The 19,025-nt window shown below is 61.6% G+C and carries 17 protein-coding genes; 6 read left to right on the forward strand and 11 right to left on the reverse strand.

Going from position 1 to position 19,025, the window contains the following annotated elements; translation table 11 throughout:
• Positions 1 to 298 precede the first annotated feature (298 nt).
• From QX094_RS15300 to QX094_RS15310, 3 genes are all read right to left on the reverse strand, one after another.
• Entirely contained in the window at positions 299 to 1,270 is a 972-nt protein-coding gene (locus QX094_RS15300) for a helix-turn-helix domain-containing protein (protein WP_316187999.1), read from the reverse strand.
• 168 nt (positions 1,271 to 1,438) lie between these two features.
• The gene (locus QX094_RS15305; protein ID WP_316188000.1) at positions 1,439 to 2,488 is read right to left on the reverse strand and encodes a 2,3-butanediol dehydrogenase; all 1,050 of its coding nucleotides are present in this window, start codon (positions 2,486 to 2,488) and stop codon (positions 1,439 to 1,441) included.
• An 8-nt stretch (positions 2,489 to 2,496) separates the two neighbouring features.
• On the reverse strand, positions 2,497 to 3,030 hold the full coding sequence (locus tag QX094_RS15310) for a 2,4'-dihydroxyacetophenone dioxygenase family protein (protein ID WP_315715380.1): 534 nt from the start codon (positions 3,028 to 3,030) through the stop codon (positions 2,497 to 2,499).
• Between the two features lie 146 nt (positions 3,031 to 3,176).
• On the opposite strand from QX094_RS15310, the gene QX094_RS15315 reads away from it, so the two are divergent.
• The 5 genes from QX094_RS15315 to QX094_RS15335 are packed head-to-tail and all read left to right on the forward strand — an operon-like array spanning position 3,177 to position 7,970.
• Entirely contained in the window at positions 3,177 to 4,556 is a 1,380-nt protein-coding gene (locus QX094_RS15315) for an ABC transporter substrate-binding protein (RefSeq protein WP_315715381.1), read from the forward strand.
• Between the two features lie 5 nt (positions 4,557 to 4,561).
• Positions 4,562 to 5,314: an ABC transporter ATP-binding protein gene (locus QX094_RS15320; RefSeq protein ID WP_315715382.1), complete on the forward strand. Its 753-nt coding sequence runs from the start codon at positions 4,562 to 4,564 to the stop codon at positions 5,312 to 5,314.
• On the forward strand, positions 5,311 to 6,033 hold the full coding sequence (locus tag QX094_RS15325; RefSeq protein WP_316188001.1) for an ABC transporter ATP-binding protein: 723 nt from the start codon (positions 5,311 to 5,313) through the stop codon (positions 6,031 to 6,033). Before QX094_RS15320 ends, QX094_RS15325 begins: the two co-directional genes overlap by 4 nt.
• Positions 6,030 to 6,887: a branched-chain amino acid ABC transporter permease gene (locus QX094_RS15330; RefSeq protein ID WP_316188002.1), complete on the forward strand. Its 858-nt coding sequence runs from the start codon at positions 6,030 to 6,032 to the stop codon at positions 6,885 to 6,887. The genes QX094_RS15325 and QX094_RS15330 overlap by 4 nt, the downstream gene beginning before the upstream one ends.
• Before the next feature lie 15 nt (positions 6,888 to 6,902).
• Positions 6,903 to 7,970, forward strand: coding sequence for a branched-chain amino acid ABC transporter permease (locus tag QX094_RS15335; protein ID WP_316188003.1), 1,068 nt, complete (start codon positions 6,903 to 6,905; stop codon positions 7,968 to 7,970).
• A 375-nt stretch (positions 7,971 to 8,345) separates the two neighbouring features.
• Here QX094_RS15335 and QX094_RS15340 read toward each other — a convergent pair whose 3' ends face one another.
• The 8 genes from QX094_RS15340 to QX094_RS15375 form a co-directional block, all read right to left on the reverse strand.
• Positions 8,346 to 8,873 (reverse strand): NADH-quinone oxidoreductase subunit NuoB, encoded by a 528-nt coding sequence (locus QX094_RS15340; RefSeq protein ID WP_316188004.1) that lies wholly within the window; start codon positions 8,871 to 8,873, stop codon positions 8,346 to 8,348.
• 14 nt (positions 8,874 to 8,887) lie between these two features.
• Entirely contained in the window at positions 8,888 to 10,399 is a 1,512-nt protein-coding gene (locus tag QX094_RS15345; protein ID WP_316188005.1) for an NADH-quinone oxidoreductase subunit C, read from the reverse strand.
• A 5-nt stretch (positions 10,400 to 10,404) separates the two neighbouring features.
• The gene (locus QX094_RS15350; RefSeq protein ID WP_315715437.1) at positions 10,405 to 11,853 is read right to left on the reverse strand and encodes a hydrogenase 4 subunit F; all 1,449 of its coding nucleotides are present in this window, start codon (positions 11,851 to 11,853) and stop codon (positions 10,405 to 10,407) included.
• Positions 11,853 to 12,518, reverse strand: coding sequence for a hydrogenase-4 component E (locus QX094_RS15355; protein ID WP_315715388.1), 666 nt, complete (start codon positions 12,516 to 12,518; stop codon positions 11,853 to 11,855). Before QX094_RS15355 ends, QX094_RS15350 begins: the two co-directional genes overlap by 1 nt.
• Before the next feature lie 2 nt (positions 12,519 to 12,520).
• On the reverse strand, positions 12,521 to 13,474 hold the full coding sequence (locus QX094_RS15360) for a respiratory chain complex I subunit 1 family protein (protein ID WP_315715389.1): 954 nt from the start codon (positions 13,472 to 13,474) through the stop codon (positions 12,521 to 12,523).
• Positions 13,465 to 15,480: a hydrogenase 4 subunit B gene (gene hyfB / locus QX094_RS15365; protein ID WP_316188006.1), complete on the reverse strand. Its 2,016-nt coding sequence runs from the start codon at positions 15,478 to 15,480 to the stop codon at positions 13,465 to 13,467. The genes QX094_RS15360 and hyfB overlap by 10 nt, the downstream gene beginning before the upstream one ends.
• Positions 15,481 to 15,492: 12 nt before the next feature.
• The gene (locus tag QX094_RS15370) at positions 15,493 to 15,786 is read right to left on the reverse strand and encodes a helix-turn-helix transcriptional regulator (RefSeq protein ID WP_315715391.1); all 294 of its coding nucleotides are present in this window, start codon (positions 15,784 to 15,786) and stop codon (positions 15,493 to 15,495) included.
• A gap of 421 nt (positions 15,787 to 16,207) precedes the next feature.
• Complete coding sequence (locus tag QX094_RS15375) at positions 16,208 to 17,599, reverse strand: tyrosine-type recombinase/integrase (protein ID WP_316188007.1); 1,392 nt, start codon at positions 17,597 to 17,599, stop codon at positions 16,208 to 16,210.
• Between the two features lie 316 nt (positions 17,600 to 17,915).
• On the opposite strand from QX094_RS15375, the gene hisC reads away from it, so the two are divergent.
• Positions 17,916 to 18,983, forward strand: a complete 1,068-nt coding sequence (hisC, locus tag QX094_RS15380; RefSeq protein ID WP_316174551.1) for a histidinol-phosphate transaminase — start codon at positions 17,916 to 17,918, stop codon at positions 18,981 to 18,983.
• Positions 18,984 to 19,025 lie beyond the last annotated feature (42 nt).

Here is a 19,025-nt window from a genome sequence, read left to right on the forward strand (position 1 = left end):
CAGCAACGTACGATCGATAGGACAATGTGCGGTGGTAGGACCTCACTTGCTGTTCCGCAGATGACATATCTCGCCGTGACACGGGCAGACGCGTACGACCTCTTGGCCTGTCGGATCGCGGGCAAGTGCCGCGACGTTCGCGAGGATGTCAATTCGCTCGCCTGGGAGTCCTGGCCGGAGGGGCTTCAAGCTTCTGACCAGGAATCGAAGGGCACATGTGGCAACGATGAGTACATGCCGCACGCCAATTGTCGCTGTGTCGAAACGCGTCCAAAATCCTGGCGTTTGGCCAGGCCGACTAGGGACGAATCTTCGATGGAGCGAACCCAAACTCCTTCGCAAACCTCCGAGAGAAGTGCGCGAGATTCGTAAATCCCCAATAGTAAGCAATCTCCGAAACCGATGCCTTCAGGGGATCGCGCCTGAGGAGATACTCCTTGCAGCGTTCGAGTCGCAAACGCATGATCGTCTCAGAAAGAGACTCTGGCTCATCTCCAAAAAGCCGATGAAGCTGGCGTACGCCAAGCCCCATTTCGTCGGCTATAAATTTCGGCCCCAGCTTCGGATTGCGAAGATTAGCCATGATAAGCTGCTTGATCCGCTCTATCGTCAGCAGCTGATAGTTTGTACGGCTGCCTCTGATAGTCTCATAGGCAAGTTCCAGTCCTTTCCAAACCTCATCTTCTATCGTCTGATCGAGATCGCAGTCCTCAGCAAACGGATGATGCCGCCGCAGGATCTTTCGCAGACTCTCTGATACATATCGGCCGGCTCCAACCGCACCATCGAAACAGAACGTCTTGCTGAGATTCCAGGCAGGGAAGCGTTGCCGAAAGTCATCACCGCGAAGCTCGAATATGACGTGCCGCATGTCCCCCGGGAAGCCGTGCATGTAGGGTTGATTGGTGTCGTAGAGAACGCAGTCTCCCTCGTTAAGTACGAGACAGTCGTTGGCCCTGTTGACGAACGCCTTGCCGCGGCTCAGGAGGGTAAGGAATACCGCATCCTTCTCGACCCTGCGGATCAGGTCGGGAGTGCGCTCGACGACATGCTGCCCACCCGCGATATCGATCAGTTTCATTGCGCCAAAATCGACGTATTGAAACTGGGCCTGAAGCCCGGTTGGCTCAAGCGACGTGCACCGAAGCCCGACGACCCTGTCAGCGCACTTCTCTTCCCAGAAGCTGATACGCCGGGGCGGAGGAACCGCAGCGGTATCAAATTTGATAGGCCGTCCCGCGCGGCCCTCCGCAAGGCAGGCTGCTTGCATGTCCCCTCCCGGTCATACCCGCATATTTTTCGATATGCTAACCGGTCGCGCCAACCGCTTCAATGGCCATGATGCCGTCCGCTTGCCTTCACAAAAGCAGGACAAGTCGAACGCTCGCTCCAAACGACCGAAAATTGTGTTCTCCGGCCCTGTCAACCCTAGTCAATATCATCCTTGAGTTACGATGATTTTCACGTCGGCCGGGTTGCTCAGCAAGCGCTCGAAGCCATCTCGCACGACGTCTCCCAGCTGGATTTGTCGCGTTACGATGCGTGACGGATCGAACAGGCCAGCAGCGACCAGGGCGATGAGATCCGGGTAAACGTGCCGGTAGCCGACACTTGAGATGAGATCGATTTCCCGATTCACCAAGCCGAAAGCGTTCACGGTAGGCGGTTTCCCGAAAAGGCCAACAAGGACAAGACGCCCGCCCTTTCGCAACACTTCGAACGCACCTGTGAGGGTCGACTGAACGCCGACGGCTTCGAAAGAGATGTCGACGTCCTGGACATGGTCGGACAGAGAATCACGATTGGTATTCACCGCGATTGTCGCACCAAGGTCAGCGGCCATCTGGAGGCGCGCATCGGAAAGATCGCTGACTGCGATCTCGCGCGCACCCGCGAGCTTTGCCAGTTGAACGATCAAGAGTCCAATGGGGCCAGCGCCCACCACCGCACAACGCATCCCGGCACCCAAGCCGCTCCGCCGCAGGGCGTGAAGGGCGACGGCTGCAGGTTCGAGAATGGCAGCCTGGGTAAAGGAGACCTCATCAGGTAGCGCGTGGGCCATGTAGGCAGGAATCGTCGCCTCCTCGGCCATGCCGCCATCGCCCATGAGCCCGGCAAAGCCCATCGACTCGCAAAGATTGTAGTCCCCGCGTTGGCAAGCGCTGCAGCTTCCGCATCGGTACTCCGGCTCGACGACGACCCGTTGCCCCATGCGGAAGCCGGTCACACTGCTGCCCACCTCGCTCACAGTGCCGCAGAACTCGTGCCCCAACACGATCGGCGCCTTGCGCCGCGATAACGGATGCTCCTGCAGGACCGGAATCGCGTGAGGCCCATTCACGTATTCGTGGAGATCGCTTCCACAAATTCCGCATTTTGCGACCTTGATGCGAAGTTCATGGGCTGAGAGCGCGGCGCTATGTCGAGCCTCTACTCTGATATCTCGCGCGCCATACCAAACGGCGGCGGCAAACCGACGGTCGTCCACGGTGAACCTCAGCGGAACAGCTTGTCAATGTAGGCCGCGCCGATGCCGACCTTGTCGTAGTGTTTGCGGGCCAGATCGATGTACGTGTGCACGTCGAAATAGCCGTCTGGATCACCATTCTCGTTTAGCCAGATGAGGGGGCCGGTCACATTGAACTGAACCCGCATCGGCTCATCACTCTCATACGCGACCAGCGTATGACCTTCGCCGGGGGTTTCGTAGACGAAATCACCCGCGGTCGCGGTCCAGTCGTGCTCGAGATAGCCCCACTTGCCGGAAATCGTGTAGGCGAAAACCTGATGAGGATGGTAGTGGCGATTTACTAACCCGGCCTTCTTGGCCATCAGGATGTCGCACCATCGGTTTTGCGACGGTGAGATCCAGAGGGGACGCGTTGAAACGGTTTCCGTGAGTGGGACGTAATAGCGCTCGTCGTTGATGGGCGCGTTCGGAATGTAGACTTCAGGTTGCGCGTCTGGCTGGAAGATCTTTTCAATCGGCTTGATGTTTCTCCAGAACTCTTTTGTCGCCGCCTCGGGCATCGGAATCCTCCACTTGAATTGAGGCTGGCACCTTTACATGAACGTCGCGGAAGCTGTTGCGAGGCGGTTTGATCCAGAGCGGCCGATCGTTTTGCTCACAGCGACATGCATGGTTCTGGCTTGGGACAACGCGGGGAGCCTCGGCTATGAAACCGAGCCGCTTCTTCAGCGAGCCGGCCCAGCACAGGCTTGTCGCGGGTGCGGATATGGCGGGCAATGCAGGTCAAGAAGCATGGCCAAAGAAACACAGGAGGGGGAATATGGACAGTAAGCGTCTCACAGGTATGACGCGTCGGTCGGTCTTGGCGGCGGGTGTGGCGGCGCTTGCAGCCCCCGCAGTTTTGCGGGCGAAGTCGTCCGGCACGATCAAGATCGGATTTGTGAGTCCGCGGACCGGGCAGCTCAGTCAATTCGGCGAGACCGACGAATATGCTCTCAATTGGATTCGTAAGTTCCTCGGAGACGGTCTCGAAATCCGGGGCAAGAAGTATCCAATCGAGATCCTCGACCGTGACGCACAGTCGAACCCCAATCGCGCCTCCGAGCTCGCCGGCGAATTGATCCAGAATGGAGAGGTCCACCTCATGGTGCCGGCCTCGACGACGGACGTGACGCTCCCAGTGTCGGAGCAATCCGAGCTCTACGGCGTTCCCTGTGTCTCATCGACGGCGCCGTGGCAAGCCGTGATCATGCCGCGCGGCGGCGGCCAGTTTCAATGGACTTACCATTTCTTCTGGGGCCTTGAGGACATCATTGCCACCTATGTCAACATTTGGAGATCCACCGAAAGCAATCACAAGGTCGGCTTGCTTCTTCCCAGGAATACGGACGGCGAGGTCTGGGGCGACGAGAAGATCGGACTGCCGCCATCGATGCGCAAGGCTGGCTTCGAGGTCACGGCGCCAAGCAAGTTTCAGCCTCGCACCAACGACTATTCTGCGCAGATCGCGGAGTTCAAGAAGGCGGGCTGCGATATTCTCGGAGGCCTCGTCTATCCGGGCGACCTGAAGACCTACGTGCTGCAATCGGCGCAGCAAAACTGCAAGCCGCGTGTCGTCACAGCTGCAGCGGGGCTGCTCTTCCCGTCTGCGGTCGAAGCAATCGGTCCGCTGGGAACGGGAATGAGCACCGAGGTGTGGTGGACACCCTCTTTCCCGTACAAATCATCGCTGACCGGCGAGACGTCCGCGGAACTTGCGGCAAAGTGGGAGAGCTCGACTGGCAAGCAATGGACCCAGCCGCTCGGATACTCGCACGCCATTTGGGAGGTCATCATCGATACACTGCGGCGGAGCCAAGATCCGCTGGATCGCGGGGCGATTCGGGATGCGCTCAAGACGACGGATCTGCATACGCTGGTTGGTCCGGTGAAGTTCGGTGGCGTGCACCCGAACGTTTCCAAGACGCCGATCCTCGGTGGCCAGTGGCTCAAGGGCGACAAGCGTCCCTTCGATCTCAAGATCGTGGAGACCTCGCTCTATCCGATCATGGAGCCCGAAGGCAAACTTCGGCCCATGTCGTGGTGAACCCCATGGCCGTTGAACGAATGGACCGCGCCTCGGGCGCGGTCCTGCTGTCAGCTCGTGGCGTTTCGAAATCGTTTGCCGGCTTGCATGTCGTCAAGAATGTCGACCTTGACGTCCGAGCAGGCGAGGTCCTGGGGGTGCTTGGTCCAAATGGAGCAGGGAAGACCACCCTCTTCAATCTGATCAGCGGTGACCTCGCATTGAGCTCCGGCGAGATCACACTCACGGACCGGCCCATTTCGAAGCTGCCAGCCCATCGACGAGCTGCGCTTGGGATTGGAAGGACCTATCAGATCCCGCGCCCGTACGGGGCCATGACGGCTTTTGAGAATCTTCTGGTCTCGGCGATGTTCTCGGCGGGGAAATCGGAGCGGGACTCGTCTCGGACCTGCCTGACGGTGCTTGAGGATTGTGGTCTGTCTTCCCAGGCGAACCGCCCGGCAGGCTCGCTGACCCTTCTCGACCGCAAGAGACTTGAGCTGGCGCGAGCCTTGGCGGGTCAGCCGAAGCTGCTGCTGCTGGACGAAATCGCGGGCGGGCTGACCGATGAAGAAGCTGCGGATCTGGTCCTGCTGATCCGGAAGATCCAACATAGCGGCGTGACGATCATCTGGATCGAGCACGTTGTCCACGCCTTGATGACGGTCGCAGACCGCATGATGGTTCTCGATTTCGGCTCCAAGATTGCGGACGGCAGGCCAGGTGACGTCATGGCTGATCCGGAGGTTCGTCGAGCGTACATGGGGATGGAGGCATGACCGCAATCCTTGAGGTGCGCAATCTGTGTGCGGGTTACGGCGACTTTCAAGCGCTCTTCAATGTCGATCTTGAAATCGCAGCCGGCGAAGTTATCGCGCTGATCGGCGCGAATGGCGCGGGCAAGAGCACGCTCTTGAAGGCCATCACAGGTCTCGTAACTCCCAGCGCCGGCAGGATCGCATTCGCAGGCGAAGCGACTGCGAATCGTCCGGCGCACGCCCTGGTGCGCAAAGGTCTCGCGATGGTTCCTGAAGGGCGCAGATTGTTCAGGGGAATGACGGTGGAGGACAATCTGCGCGTCTGCCTTGACCGGGCGCGAACGGATGTCGAGCCGGCATCGCGATGGACGATTCCGCGAATCCATGAGCTGTTCCCGGCATTGAAGGAGCGCCGTCGCGAGCTGGTCGAAAGACTGTCGGGCGGGCAGCAGCAGATGGTTGCAATAGGCCGTGCGCTGCTGGCACAGCCTCGCTTGCTTCTTTGTGACGAGATCTCACTGGGTCTCGCGCCCAAGGTCGTCAAAGAGATCTATCAGAAGTTTCCAGAGATCCGTGCGAGCGGCACGTCGATCGTGATCGTTGAGCAGGACGTGTCTCTCGCAAAATCCTCGAGTGATTTCCTCTTTTGCATGCTGGAAGGGCGGGTGACGCTCTCCGGTCCGTCGCGCGAGATCGGTCTCGAGGAGATTTCCCGCGCATACTTTGGAGCACATTCATGAGGTGGCTGGACGCGCTCGTTCAAGGTGCTCTTCTGGGCGGGCTCTATGCCCAGTATGCTCTGGGAATGGCGTTGATGTTCGGTGTGATGCGAATCGTCAACATCGCGCATGGCGATCTCGTCATCCTGCTGGCGCTGCTCGGAATATCTCTTGTCAGCGTGCTCGGAGTGTCGCCGCTTGTTGCACCCTTTCTGCTGGTGCCGGTTGGTGTTCTCATCGGGTGGGCTCTTCAGCGTGGAGTCCTGAATAGAGTCGTCAAGGCCGATCCGCTGCCATCCCTCGTTGCAACATTCGGCCTGTCGATCGCGTTGCAGAACCTGATGCTGCAGATCTGGTCGGCCGATACGAGATCGCTTTCGCTTGGTGCGCTCTCGTCCATGTCGATCGAACTGGGTTCCATCTATGTGGGAGTCCTCCCGCTCTGCGTGTTTGCCTTCGCGGTCGCACTAACGGCCTGCCTTCATCTGGCACTGCAATTCACGAAGTTCGGACGTGCCTTGCGGGCGGCTGCGGCCGACGGAGAGGCTGCAACTCTATCGGGGGTCGACACCAAAGGAGTCTATGCAGTCGCTACCGCCATTGCAGTTGGCATTCTCGGCGCAGCAGCCTTTTGCCAGGCGACGCGCACGACCGTGGCCCCGGCGGATGGTGGCGCTCAGCTCATCTACGCGTTCGAAGCCGTCATCATCGGAGGGATGGGCCATATCAGTGGCGCATTTCTCGGGGCCATGATCGTGGGCATCGCGCAGGTGGTCGGCTCTCGTGCCGATCCGGGATGGGGCATCCTGTCCGGTCATATCGTTTTTCTACTCGTGCTCGCCTTGCGTCCGCAGGGCCTGATGTCCCGCACCTGAGCAGCCAGCAAATCGATGCCTGATTCCAACGTAATTTTGTGGCGGCAGACGACTTCTAGCGTCATTGCGCTGGCGGTCAGTGTGTTGATCCTCGTGGCCATTCCGACCATGCCGTATTGGGCGAGCAACGGTCACATTCGATGGGCGATCGAATTGAGCTGTCTCGTGGCGATCGCCCAGATGTGGAACTTGCTTGCTGGATATGCCGGACTGGTATCGGTCGGCCAGCAGGCATTCATCGGGGTCGGCGGCTACACTCTTTTCGTACTGGCCAACAACATGGGCTTCAATCCGTTCTTGACGGTACCACTGAGCGCTTTCGCTGCAGCTGTGGTTTCGGTCCCGGCCTATGTCCTGTTGCGTCGACTCGACGGGCCCTATTTCGCCATCGGAACGTGGGTATTCGCTGAAGCACTTAGGCTGCTCACGGCAAATATCCCCTATGTGAACGGCGGCTCAGGCATGTCACTGCGCGTGATGGCGCAGTACACGGCGGATCAACGAGCTTTGGGTCTGACGATCATGAGCTCACTCCTGCTGTTGTGCACGGTCGGAGGGTCCTACGCGCTCCTGCGCTCGCGCTTCGGTCTCGCTGTCATGGCGATCCGCGACGAGCCGGTCGCGGCAGCGAGCCAAGGCGTCAACGTCAAGAGAATCCGCCTGATGATCTGGATGCTGGCTGCGGCCGGAACGGGAATGGCTGGGGCATTGTACTACGCCGCCCAACTGCGTATCACGCCCGACGCAGGTTTCGACCCCTATTGGTCGTCAATCTGCATTTTCAGCGTGATGGTCGGTGGTGTAGGGAGGTTGGAAGGGCCTATCATCGGAGCGCTGCTGTATTTCTTCGCTACGCGGTTTCTTGGCCAGTACGGCGCGACCTATCTTGTTGCGCTTGGTCTGTTGACCCTTCTCATGGCGCTATTTTCGCCTGGCGGCCTCTGGAGCCAGCTGTCGAAGCTCGGGAATTGGCCTTGGTTTCCGGTGACTAGGACCGTTGTTAATCTGCCCCGACGGGCGGAGGACGTGAAAAGTGCAGGTGGAGCAGGGGGACTCGCGCCGCGACATTCCAGCGGTGGTTGATCCGCGATCCGCCTCGCGCCATAGATCATCCAGCGGTCCCGTCAAGGATCTGTCCGGTGGTCGGCTTGGGCAGAGTTACCGTTGCTCTTTTGGGAAGCCCACCCTCATGATGGCTGCGGATAGCGCTACTCCGGCGCGCAAGGACATCGAAGCTCGGATCACGCCCCTGACCTCCCTGATCGGGTCAGCAATTGCCCGTGATCGTTCGCCGTTTTCCGGTACAATCCGCCGTTCTGATGGGGGTGAAGCAAAGGGCAGCCTGCAATGAGATCTACCTAAGCGCTTGAGGTGCAATGACAATTTTCTCGATCCGCGCGGACTCCCTCTCCGCCAATGCCTCTGAGGTCCTATAAATCATCGAAGCCGTCGAGATGGCTATGGCGTGGCCGAAGCAACGCGTTCGAGAAGAGCCAGTAGCCCGCGGAGAATTTCGAGCGGAGCCGGCGGGCACCCCGGGACATGCAGATCGACCGGCACGACCTCTCCCACGCCCCCCACCACGGCATAGCTGCCGGCGAAGCACCCGCCGTCGTGGGCGCAGTCGCCCACGGTCACGACCCACTTCGGATTTGGTGTTGCGTTGTAGGTCCGCTCCAGCGCCATGCGCATGTTCTTCGTCACCGGCCCAGTCACCAGCAGCACGTCCGCGTGGCGCGGTGAGGCGACGAAGCGGAGGCCGAAGCGTTCGAGATCGTAATAGGCGTTGTTGAGTGCATGAATTTCCAGCTCGCAGCCGTTGCAGGAGCCGGCGTCGACTTCGCGGATCGACAGCGACCGGCCAAGGCGTCGGCGGGCCGCCCGCTCCAGCGCAGCGCCCACTTCTGCAAATGCCCGGTCGTCGGCCGACGGCGCCGGCTCCGTCAACGGCATCTGCACGAGACTCTGGAACAGCAGCTTTCTCATCTGGATGGACGTCCCTAGAGGTCGTGGCCCGAGTAGGAGCAGTTGAATGATTTGTTGCAGAGCGGGAAATCGGCAACGATGTTGTCTTGGATCGCGGCCTCCAGCAGCGGCCATTGGAACCAGGAAGGGTCACGCAGATGGCAGTGCGCAATGCTGTTGTCGGCATTGAGCCTGAGCCAGACCAGGATGTCGCCGCGAAAACCCTCCACCAGCGCCATGCCCTCGCGAACCTCGCCGGCCATGGGCAGATCGATCCGCAACTCGCCCTGCGGCATCCGCTCCAGCAGTTGGGTGACGAGCCCTAGACTCTGCTCGATCTCGCGAACGCGAATCCACACCCGCGCGTTGACGTCGCCGGCCTCGAGCACAGGAATCTCGAAGGCGAGCTTGTCATAGGGCGCGTAGGCAAGATGCTTGCGTGCGTCGAAGGTGCGGCCCGATGCGCGGCCGATGAAGCCGCCGGGTGCGTATTGACGGGCGAGATCGGCCTTCACCGTGCCCGTGGTGACGGTGCGATCCTGGAGCGAGGCCGTGTTGTCGTAGAGTTCGACGAGGGCTGGGAAGCGTGCCTGGATATCGCTCACCAGCGATCGGATCGCCTGGATGCCATCCTGGTTGATATCGGTCGCAACGCCGCCGGGCAGGATCAAGTCGCGCATCAGGCGGTGCCCGAAAACATTGCCCGCGCCGCGCAGCACCTTCTCGCGTAACACGCCGCAATGGGCCAGCATCAGGGCGAAGGAAGCGTCGTTGCAGATTGCGCCGAAATCGCCGAGATGATTGGCGAGACGTTCCAGCTCCGCCATCAGCGCGCGCAGATGGTGCGCACGCAGCGGAACTTCCACCCCCAACGCAGCCTCCACCGCGCGCGCGAAGGCCAGTCCGTAGGCGACCGTGCTGTCACCGGAGGCGCGAGCTGCGAGCTTGCCCGCCTTCCCAAGGTTCGCGCCCGCAATCAGGCCCTCGATACCCTTGTGCACATAGCCGAGCCGAGGCTCTAACCGCACCACGGTCTCGCCGTTGGCGGTGAAGCGGAAGTGGCCGGGCTCGATGATGCCGGCATGGACCGGGCCGACCGGAATCTGATGCAGGCCGGCGCCTTCGACGGGAAGGAACGCATAGGTCTTGTCGATCGGCGTCGGCTCGGGCTTCGCAGCGAGCGGATGCCGCAGGCCCCAATTGCCGTGGTCGAGCCAGGCGCGCGGGTCCGGCAGGCCCTGCGGCTCCAGGCCGCGGAGATCGCGGATGGTCCGTTCCAGCCGAAGTGCCGGTGGGTGGTGCAGACCGACCGACGGATAGCGGCGGGTCGGGCAATCGAGCGTGACGATGCCGACCACAGTTTTCGGCGCATCGAGCAGCGCCATGTGAACGCGATCCGCCTCGCCCCAAAGGCCGAGCAGTTCCCAGTCGGCGCCGGCAAGTCCCGCGATCGCCGCGTTCCAAGTCGCGACGCCGACGACGGCGCGCGGCCAGGGACAGGGGCTCGATGCAAGCTCGCCTTGGCGCAGGAGTTCGTCGAGGCCCATTGCGATCACCCCAGAATATCGGCGACGTGCCGGAACCACATGACCAGCGTGGGCGGGAGGAAGATTCCGGCGATCAGCACGAGACCGAAATGCACGATCATCGGCATGTAGGAGGCATCCGATGGTGCAGTGCTCCCGGTCGGCGCGCCAAAGGCGATACCGTTGAGATGATAGAACAGCGCGCCGAGCGCGAGCAGGATGCCGAACACGAGCGGGATGGCAAGCAGCGGCTCGCGCGCGAAGGTTGAGGTCACGACCAGGAATTCGCTCATGAAGACGCCGAACGGCGGCAATCCGGCGATGGCCACGACACCGATCACGAGGCTCCAGCCGAGCGCCGGATGGGTCGCGGTCAGGCCGCGGATATCGGCGATCTTCTGCGTGTCCTTGATCTGCGCGACATGGCCAACGGCAAAGAAGATTCCCGACTTGGTAAGGCTGTGCATCACCATGTGCAGCAGCCCGGCAAAATTGGCGACCGGGCCGCCCATCCCGAAGGCAAAGGTGATGATCCCCATGTGCTCGATCGAGGAATAGGCGAACAGGCGTTTGATGTCGCGCCGCCGGTAGAGCATGAAGGCGGCGAACACCAGCGACACCAGACCGAGTGTCACCATTAGGGGTCCAGGAGCCACCGCGCTCGGATTGGCTGCCAGCACGATCTTGAAACGAAGCACTGCGTAGAGTGCGACGTTGAGCAGGAGGCCGGACAACACCGCGGAGATCGGCGTCGGCCCTTCCGCATGCGCATCCGGCAGCCAGGCGTGCAGCGGCGCCAACCCCACCTTAGTGCCGTAGCCGAGCAGCAGGAATATGAAGGCGACGTTGATCAGCGCCGGATCGAACTGTGAGGCATGCGCGACCAGCACCGTCCAGACCATGCCGTTGATGCCTTCGCCCACCACGGGGAGCGCAGCCATGTAGACCAGGATGGTACCGAACAGTGCGAGCCCGATGCCGACGCTGCCGAGAATGAAATATTTCCAGGCGGCTTCGAGCGCTTCATGGGTGCGGTAGATGCCGACCATCAGCACGGTCGTCAGCGTCGCCAGTTCGATGCCGACCCACATCAAGCCGATATTGTTGGCGGTCAGCGCGAGATTCATCCCGCCCATCATGACCTGGAACATGGCGTGGTAGAAACGCAAGTATGCAGGCGTCAGCCGCCCGGTCGCCAGCTCGTGGCCGATGTAGCTTGCCGAAAACACGCTGGTGGTGAAGCCGACGAAGGTATTGAGCACGATGAACGCGATGTTGAGTTCATCGACGAACAGGTAAGAGCCGGGCTGGATGTGATCGGCGAAGAACATCGAGAGCGAGGCCGCGAAGGTCAACCCCGACGCCAGCACGTTGAGGCCCGCGGACAGCCGATAGCCGGGAAGCAGGGCCAGCACAGCGGCCGAGACGACCGGAATGACGGTGACGAGGACGACGCCCTCGTTGGTGGACAACATCATCGGCGCTCTCCGCGAAAGCGATCCAGCGCCTGGACATCGACGGTATCGAAGCGCTCGCGGATCCGGAACAGGAAGACGCCGATCACGAAGAAGGCGATCAGGATCGAGAAGGCGACGCTGATCTCGACCACCAGCGGCATGCCGCGCGCGCCGGTGCCTGCGAGCACCAGCCCGTTTTCGAGCGACATGAAGCCGACCACCTGGCTCACGGCGTTACGCCGGCTCACCATCATCAACAGGCCGAGCAGTACGACCGCCAGCGCGAAGGCGAGGTCCTCGCGCGCGAGCGGATCGGCGGCGGGGGTGACCTTCAGCATGACCGTCATTGAGAGCGCGACCAGTCCCATGCCGGTCAGCATGGTCGTTCCGGAGCCGATCACGGTTTCGATCTCGCGATGGATGCCGAGCCGCTGGATGATGCGATGCAGCCCGACCGGCACGACCACGGCCTTGAAGACCAGCGCGATCATGGCGGTGACATAGAGATGCGGCGCGCTCTGGACGTGGGCCTGCCAGGCGACCGACATCGCGAGCAGCACGGCCTGTAGCGCAAAGGCGTTGAGCAGGGCATAGAGCCGGTGCTGTGTGATCATCAGGAAGCTGACCAGCAACAGGCTGCCCGCCAACAGGTGCGCGACGTCGAATGTCAGTCCGTGCGCCATTGCTAGAGGCTCCTCGATACGAACAACAGCAGCGTGCCGAGCAGGCCGAGCATCAAGGCAGCGCCGATGAAATCCGGTAGGCGGAACACCCTCATCTTCGCAATGGCGGTCTCGAACACGCCGAGCAGAAAGCCGAACACAGTGAGCTTGGCGAGATAGCCGGTGAATCCGGTCAGATGGCTTGCGGTGCTCGCGCTGGGCGCAGCCAGCGTCCACGGCACGAAGATGCAGCCGATCAGCGAGATGTAGAGCAGCAGCTTGACCGCGGCGGCGAGTTCGATCATGGCGAGGTGGCGACCTGAATATTCCAGCACCATGGCTTCATGCACCATGGTGAGTTCGAGATGGGTCGCCGGGTTGTCGACCGGAACGCGGCCGTTTTCGGCGATGGCGACGATGATCAGCCCGACCATCGCAAGGCCCAGCGAGACACGCAGGCCGACGCCCGAGGCGAACAGATCGGCCACGGCCGAGAGCTGCGTCGAGTGCGCGACCAGCGCCATGGTGAAGACGACCAGCAGCATGGCCGGCTCGGCGAGCGAGGCGATCATCATTTCCCGGCTCGCCCCGATGCCGCCGAAGGCGGTGCCGATATCCATGCCGGCGAGCGCGAGGAAAAACCGCGCGCTGGCGAGCAGCGCGATGATGGCGATGAGGTCCGCGGACCAGCTGAACAGCAAACCCTTGGCGAAGGTCGGCACCAGCGCGGCGGCGACCCAGGTCGCCGCGAAGATCAGATAGGGCGCGACGCGGAATATCCACGAGGCATTGTCCGCGACCACGACCTCCTTCTTCAGGAGCCGTAGGATATCGCGATAGGGCTGCACGATCGGCGGGCCGCGGCGGCGCTGGAGACGCGCCTTCACCTTGCGGATGAAGCCGGTCAGCAGCGGCGCCGCCAGCAGCACCAGCATCATCTGCGAGACCTGAACGAGAAGGGCGGAGATCAGCTCCATATCGCCAGCACCAGCAAGAGCAGCACGAGGGAGAGGAAGACAAGACTGAGGTAGCGGCGGATGGTGAGGAATTGCAGTTTGTTGAGCTGGAGCGCGGCGCGTTCGACGGCGCCGGCAACCGGCTCGTAGAGCCAGTCCCACACCGGATCGGCGATCGTCAGTGTGAAGCGGGCGGCGCGTGTGTCGCCGGGCGCGGGCACGGTGACCTCTTCACTCGTAAAAGGAGTCCGCGCCAGGAACACGCGGCGGATAGGCTGGGCAAAGCTCGAGCCGGAATATTGCGTCAGCGGACTGGGATCGGGAAAGCCGCAATCCCATGCCGGGCCGCGGCGGATCGCGTGCGAGGCGAAGCGGTGGATGGCCCACACCGCCAGCAGCGCGGACGTGGCGATGAAGAGAAAGACGAGCAAGCCGTTATAGGAGCTGCCGGTTTCGGCCTCCGGCACGATCGTGAGCCAGGGCCGGCTCCCCTGCGTCGTCAGCGCCGTGCCGGCAAGCTGGTGCGTGATCGGGGCGATGGCATCGATGATGAAGCCCGGAACGATGCCGGCGATCAGGCAGAGCAAGGCAAGTGTCGCCATGGCCGAGAGCGAGAAGCGGTCCACTTCCGTTGCTTGTCCCGCTTCCGTGCTGCGTGGACGGCCGAGGAAGGTGATACCAAAGGCCTTGACGAAGGTCGCGCCCGCCAGCGCTGCTGCGAGCGCGAGCAGGCCGCCTGCCGCCGGCACCATGACCTTCAGCAACCATCGCGCCAGGTCGGGACTCTGAAGCACGGCCTGGAAGGTTAGCCATTCCGACACGAAACCGTTCAGTGGCGGCAGTGCCGAGATCGCCATGCAGCCGACCAGGAACAGGAAGCTCGTCACCGGCATGCGGTGGATCAATCCGCCGAGACGATCCATGTCGCGCTCGCCGGTTGCGGTCAGCACCGCACCGGCGCCGAAGAACAGCAGGCTCTTGAAGAGGGAATGGTTGAGCACGTGCAACAAGGCCGCCGTTATGGCCAGCGCGGCCGCCGCATTCATGCCGTCGGCTCGGAACGACAGCGCGAGGCCGAGCCCGATGAAGACGATGCCGATATTTTCAATGGTCGAATAGGCGAGCAGCCGCTTGACGTCGTCCTGCATCAGGGCCTGCAACACGCCGAGGACCGCGCTCAGGCTGCCGATCGCGAGCAGTAGCGCGCCCGACCACCAGGGCAGGTCGCCGGCAAGATCGAACACGATGCGGATGAAGGCGTAGATCGCGACCTTCGTCATCACGCCGCTCATCAGAGCCGAAACGTGACTTGGCGCCGCCGGATGCGCAAGCGGCAGCCAGGCATGCAGCGGCACCAGCCCGGCCTTGGATCCTGCACCGATCAGGACCAGTACGAGGACCATCGCAGCCGTCAGCGGCGTTCGCACGCCATGTCTGATTGTCTCGAAGTCGTAACTGCCGCCCGGCCCGGCGAGCAGGCCGAGGGCGAGCAGGAGCGCGAGCGTGCCGAGGCTCGCCATGATCAGATACACGTAGCCGGCGCGTCTGTTCTCGGGATCGCGATGATGCGCGATTACGAGCGCCCAGGAGGCCAGTGACATGAACTCCCAGGACAACAGATAGCTGAAGGCATCAGCCGCCAGCAGGACCAGATTCATTCCGGCGAGGAAGGCTGGAAAGAACGGCAGCACGCGATGCGGCTCCTCCGCGTGTGCGCCGTAGCCGAGCGCGTAGAGACTCGCTGCGGCGCCGCCGATATTCACGACAACGAGAAAAAAGGCCGCGAGCGCATCGATCGCGAAGTGTGCGCCGATCCAGGGCAGGCCGAGCGGCAGAACGAGGTCAGTCGGAGCGCCGGCATGGCCGGCAAGCGCGAGAACCGAAAAAACCGTCGCCGCGCTGCACAGCGCCAGCATGGCGCCGTAGATGATGCGGGTCGCCGCATACCCGCGCGAGATGGCTACCGCCAACAGCGCAACCCCCAACATCGCCGCTGCGCAGAGCATGAGGAATGCAACGACACTCATCTCAATTGGATCCTATGCCCTTTTCGCCATACCCTTCACGTGGCGCGAGTCGGAGAGTGCGGGCTCCTTGAGCCGGACTCCGCGGCCTCCGGTCTGACTGGCGGCTCCGTCGCCGATAAGTTCGATACCGCTCTGGCTCAGCGCCTCGATCAATTTCATCAAGGAATCGACGTTGCCGCGCACGACCCCCTCGCTCGCTTCCATACGCTGGATCGTGGGGACCGAAAGGCCAGACAGTTCGGCAAGCTGGCGCTGGTCGATGTCAAGAAGCGCCCTGGCCGCGCGGAGCTGTGCTGCGGTGATCATCGTTGAGATGCCAGTACTGATACTTGGTACATCAATACTGCACGTAAAAGTGCTAGCTGCTCGCTCAATTATACCAATGAAGTTGTTTTGTATAGCTATGTTGATGTTCGAGACCTCATTTGCCGAAGATTTTGTCCCAGGCATCAACGCATTGGAGGGTGCGTATTGCAGGCCGCCATTGATCGACTCGCTTGATGGACTTTCGGCGATGACGGATTATTGGCAGAACAGGTCGTTGTCGGGGGCCAAACCCTATTCTCCGGCCGTAGCTCAATTGGTGGGTTTGGGTCGGGGAAGAACGAAAATGCGTTCTCTTTCAATGGAGATTGACTGATACTCTCTCCGCCACAGGGGAGCTTGTGCCGTCATCTATACAGAAGAGCGGATCGCTACACACGTTTCGCGCGTCTAGGAGCCGACACTAAGCACCTCTCTCCCACGGAGTGAGCTCTTGCTGTTCCGCGATCGCTGACTTCAGCCCGTGTTGCCCGCGAATGTCGTCAGCGATAACATGGGCACGTGGGTTGAGAAGTTGCGAGTTGGTGGATTTTGGCCACGGACGGATATTTGGGCTATTCGCATTCAATGCCGCAAATACCGCACTGCTGATCGCTTGTTGTTGGCGTCGTAGGTGATCCTCCAGCAGCTTAGGGCGAGTGATGTAGCCAGCGTTCACGCCGGGAATTGCGTGGTTCATCAGCAGCTTTGCATCGAACTCCGACACGCCGGCTGCGGCGGCGATGGTGCGAAAGCTCTGCCGTAGATCGTTACCCCATTTCGACAGCGTGGCCCGATCTTCTTTCTGCTCGACTATGTGCCCCGACACGCTGTCGGCCGGGAATATCCATTGGCGGGCGTGCGACGGATGCATCTGATGTCCAAAGCGCATGACTCGGATCAGGCAGCGGATCATTTCCCGAGATAGAGGAATGTCGAAGGCCCGCTTCGCGCCGCCCTTGGGCTTCGGAATGTGCAGGATCCGTCTCTTGAAATCGATATTGCCCGGAGTGGTTTCCTGCAACGCGGTGGGCCGACATCCCGAAAGCAGCGTGAAGAGATGGAATTCACGGCGGATCGGATTGTCCAAAGCCGACAATTCGGAAAACCAGGCCCTCAGATCACCGGGCCCCATTCCGGTGTCGCGTCGCTTCTCTCCATTCCAGTCGATAGCCCCGACGGGATTATCGGGCGGCAAGGTCTTGTTGGCTTTGCGGGCGTGGGAATAGATGGCCCGGAGAGTGCGCATGCTTCCATTCGCAATATATGGCCCGTTCTCCTTGGTGATTTCGTCATGTCTCTCGACCACCTTTGCTGGGTGGCGGCCCAAATCTTCCAATGGCGTATCGAGCCATTTGATGAAGATTCGTTCCACGTGATCCCGATAGCTCTCGATTGTGCGCTCGCTACGGCCTTTCCTAATCATGTGGGCGTCGCGATATCGCTCCCACGCTTGCCTGAGCGTGATGCCGCCGGATTGATGCGCGGTCGGGCTATCCCCGCTGGCCGCGACGCGACTCGGTTTCGACCCGGCCTTGGGATGCTGACCCCGGCTTATCTGAGCAAGATATTCTTTGGCAGTCGCTCGGGCCGTCCTTGTCGAGAGTTCTTTGACGTCGCCGATTGCGACCCGGATCGACGTCGCTCGCTTGCCGTCCTCGCGAAGGTCGCCTTGGACGGTAAAGGTTCGTTTCCGCTTTCCGACGACGACGAAGAAGCCCTTCAGTTCGGTGTCGCGCGCCAGATACCAGCCCTTCCTCGGGGTCGGCAGGCGAGCGATTTCTTTGTCGGTCAGCAGGAGGCGGACATCGGCCATCGGAGCGCTCCGAAACTAAAACGGTTTTTCAAACGGTTTTGGCAAATCGGGGAGTTCGACGGTTCGACCCCGACCTTGTAGGAGGATGTGCGATAAAAGGCTCGAAATTAAGGACTTTTGCGTCTATCGTTGCGCTGTGGCGTACAGTTGGATAGCGTGGCGAAGCAATGTTTTTGAACTACGAATCTGAGGGTCGGACGTTCGAATCGTTCCGGGCGCGCCATTTGCCGATGATCCACACCACGTTCAGTTCGCACGTCCATCGCTTCCGATCGATGCGTCGATCGGCGGATCTCGGGTGCGCAGGAGAGCAATCTTGAGTCGCTTCTGGTCCGAGCTCGTTCATCGGCTGTCGCCCTATGTGCCCGGCGAGCAGCCGCAGATCCCGGGCCTGGTCAAGCTCAACACCAATGAGAGTCCGTTCGGGCCCTCGCCGAAGGCGATCGGGGCCATACGGGCCGCCGCGGCCGACACCTTGCGCCTCTATCCCGATCCCCAGGCAACGCGGCTGCGCGAGGCCCTCGCGGCCTATCACAAGGTCTCACCCGAGCAGGTGTTCGTCGGCAACGGTTCGGATGAGGTGCTGGCGCATGCCTTCGCGGCGCTCCTGAAGCAGCCGGCGCCGCTTCTGTTCCCTGACGTGACCTACAGCTTCTATCCGGTCTACTGCCGGCTGCTCGGAATCGACTACGCGACCGTTCCGCTCGATGCCGAGATGCGCGTGCGTATCGACGATTATGTCGGCCGTCCCGGCCCGGTGATCATCGCCAATCCGAACGCACCGACCGGAATTGCGCTGTCGCGTGCCGAGATCGCACGGCTGGTTGCTGCCCGCAGCGACGCGGCCGTCGTCATCGACGAGGCCTATGTCGATTTCGGCGCCGAGACCGCGATCCCCTTGATCTCCGAGCATCCCAACCTGCTGGTGGTGCAGACGATGTCGAAATCGCGCGCGCTCGCAGGACTCCGCGTCGGCTACGCGATCGGCGACGCCGCGCTGATCGAAGGCCTGACGCGGGTCAAGGACAGCTTCAACTCCTACCCGCTCGGCCGCCCCGCCCAGGCCGGCGCGATCGCCTCGATCGAGGACGACGCCCATTTCCAGCAGGCGCGCTCGGTCATCATGAAGAACCGCGCGGACCTCACCGCCGCGCTGGTTCGTCTCGGCTTCGAGGTGCTGCCGTCCAGCGCCAACTTCGTCTTCGCCCGGCATCCGGGCCATTCCGGCCAGGCGCTGTCCGCAGCGTTGCGCCAGCGCGCCGTGCTCGTCCGCCATTTCACCGCCCCGCGGATCGTGGACTATCTGCGTATCACCATCGGCTCGGAGACGGAGCTCGCGCGGCTGACGGACGCGCTGCGCGAGGTGTTGGCGCAGAATGATTGAGGGCCGTGGCTGAGACGACGATCGGTCGGAGCCGATCCGCCA

This window comes from Bradyrhizobium sp. SZCCHNS1050 (genome assembly GCF_032484785.1).
Taxonomy (GTDB): Bacteria; Pseudomonadota; Alphaproteobacteria; order Rhizobiales; family Xanthobacteraceae; genus Bradyrhizobium.

What these genes read in the sequence shown, in the direction of transcription:
- QX094_RS15300 (WP_316187999.1), bottom strand. Translation starts at nt 1,270, where the DNA reads ATGCAAGCAGCCTGCCTTGCGGAGGGCCGCGCGGGACGGCCTATCAAA.
- QX094_RS15310 (WP_315715380.1), bottom strand. Translation starts at nt 3,030, where the DNA reads ATGCCCGAGGCGGCGACAAAAGAGTTCTGGAGAAACATCAAGCCGATT.
- QX094_RS15315 (WP_315715381.1), top strand. Translation starts at nt 3,177, where the DNA reads ATGAAACCGAGCCGCTTCTTCAGCGAGCCGGCCCAGCACAGGCTTGTC.
- QX094_RS15320 (WP_315715382.1), top strand. Translation starts at nt 4,562, where the DNA reads ATGGCCGTTGAACGAATGGACCGCGCCTCGGGCGCGGTCCTGCTGTCA.
- QX094_RS15325 (WP_316188001.1), top strand. Translation starts at nt 5,311, where the DNA reads ATGACCGCAATCCTTGAGGTGCGCAATCTGTGTGCGGGTTACGGCGAC.
- QX094_RS15330 (WP_316188002.1), top strand. Translation starts at nt 6,030, where the DNA reads ATGAGGTGGCTGGACGCGCTCGTTCAAGGTGCTCTTCTGGGCGGGCTC.
- QX094_RS15335 (WP_316188003.1), top strand. Translation starts at nt 6,903, where the DNA reads ATGCCTGATTCCAACGTAATTTTGTGGCGGCAGACGACTTCTAGCGTC.
- QX094_RS15340 (WP_316188004.1), bottom strand. Translation starts at nt 8,873, where the DNA reads ATGAGAAAGCTGCTGTTCCAGAGTCTCGTGCAGATGCCGTTGACGGAG.
- QX094_RS15345 (WP_316188005.1), bottom strand. Translation starts at nt 10,399, where the DNA reads ATGGGCCTCGACGAACTCCTGCGCCAAGGCGAGCTTGCATCGAGCCCC.
- QX094_RS15350 (WP_315715437.1), bottom strand. Translation starts at nt 11,853, where the DNA reads ATGTTGTCCACCAACGAGGGCGTCGTCCTCGTCACCGTCATTCCGGTC.
- QX094_RS15355 (WP_315715388.1), bottom strand. Translation starts at nt 12,518, where the DNA reads ATGGCGCACGGACTGACATTCGACGTCGCGCACCTGTTGGCGGGCAGC.
- QX094_RS15360 (WP_315715389.1), bottom strand. Translation starts at nt 13,474, where the DNA reads ATGGAGCTGATCTCCGCCCTTCTCGTTCAGGTCTCGCAGATGATGCTG.
- hyfB (WP_316188006.1), bottom strand. Translation starts at nt 15,480, where the DNA reads ATGAGTGTCGTTGCATTCCTCATGCTCTGCGCAGCGGCGATGTTGGGG.
- QX094_RS15370 (WP_315715391.1), bottom strand. Translation starts at nt 15,786, where the DNA reads ATGATCACCGCAGCACAGCTCCGCGCGGCCAGGGCGCTTCTTGACATC.
- QX094_RS15375 (WP_316188007.1), bottom strand. Translation starts at nt 17,599, where the DNA reads ATGGCCGATGTCCGCCTCCTGCTGACCGACAAAGAAATCGCTCGCCTG.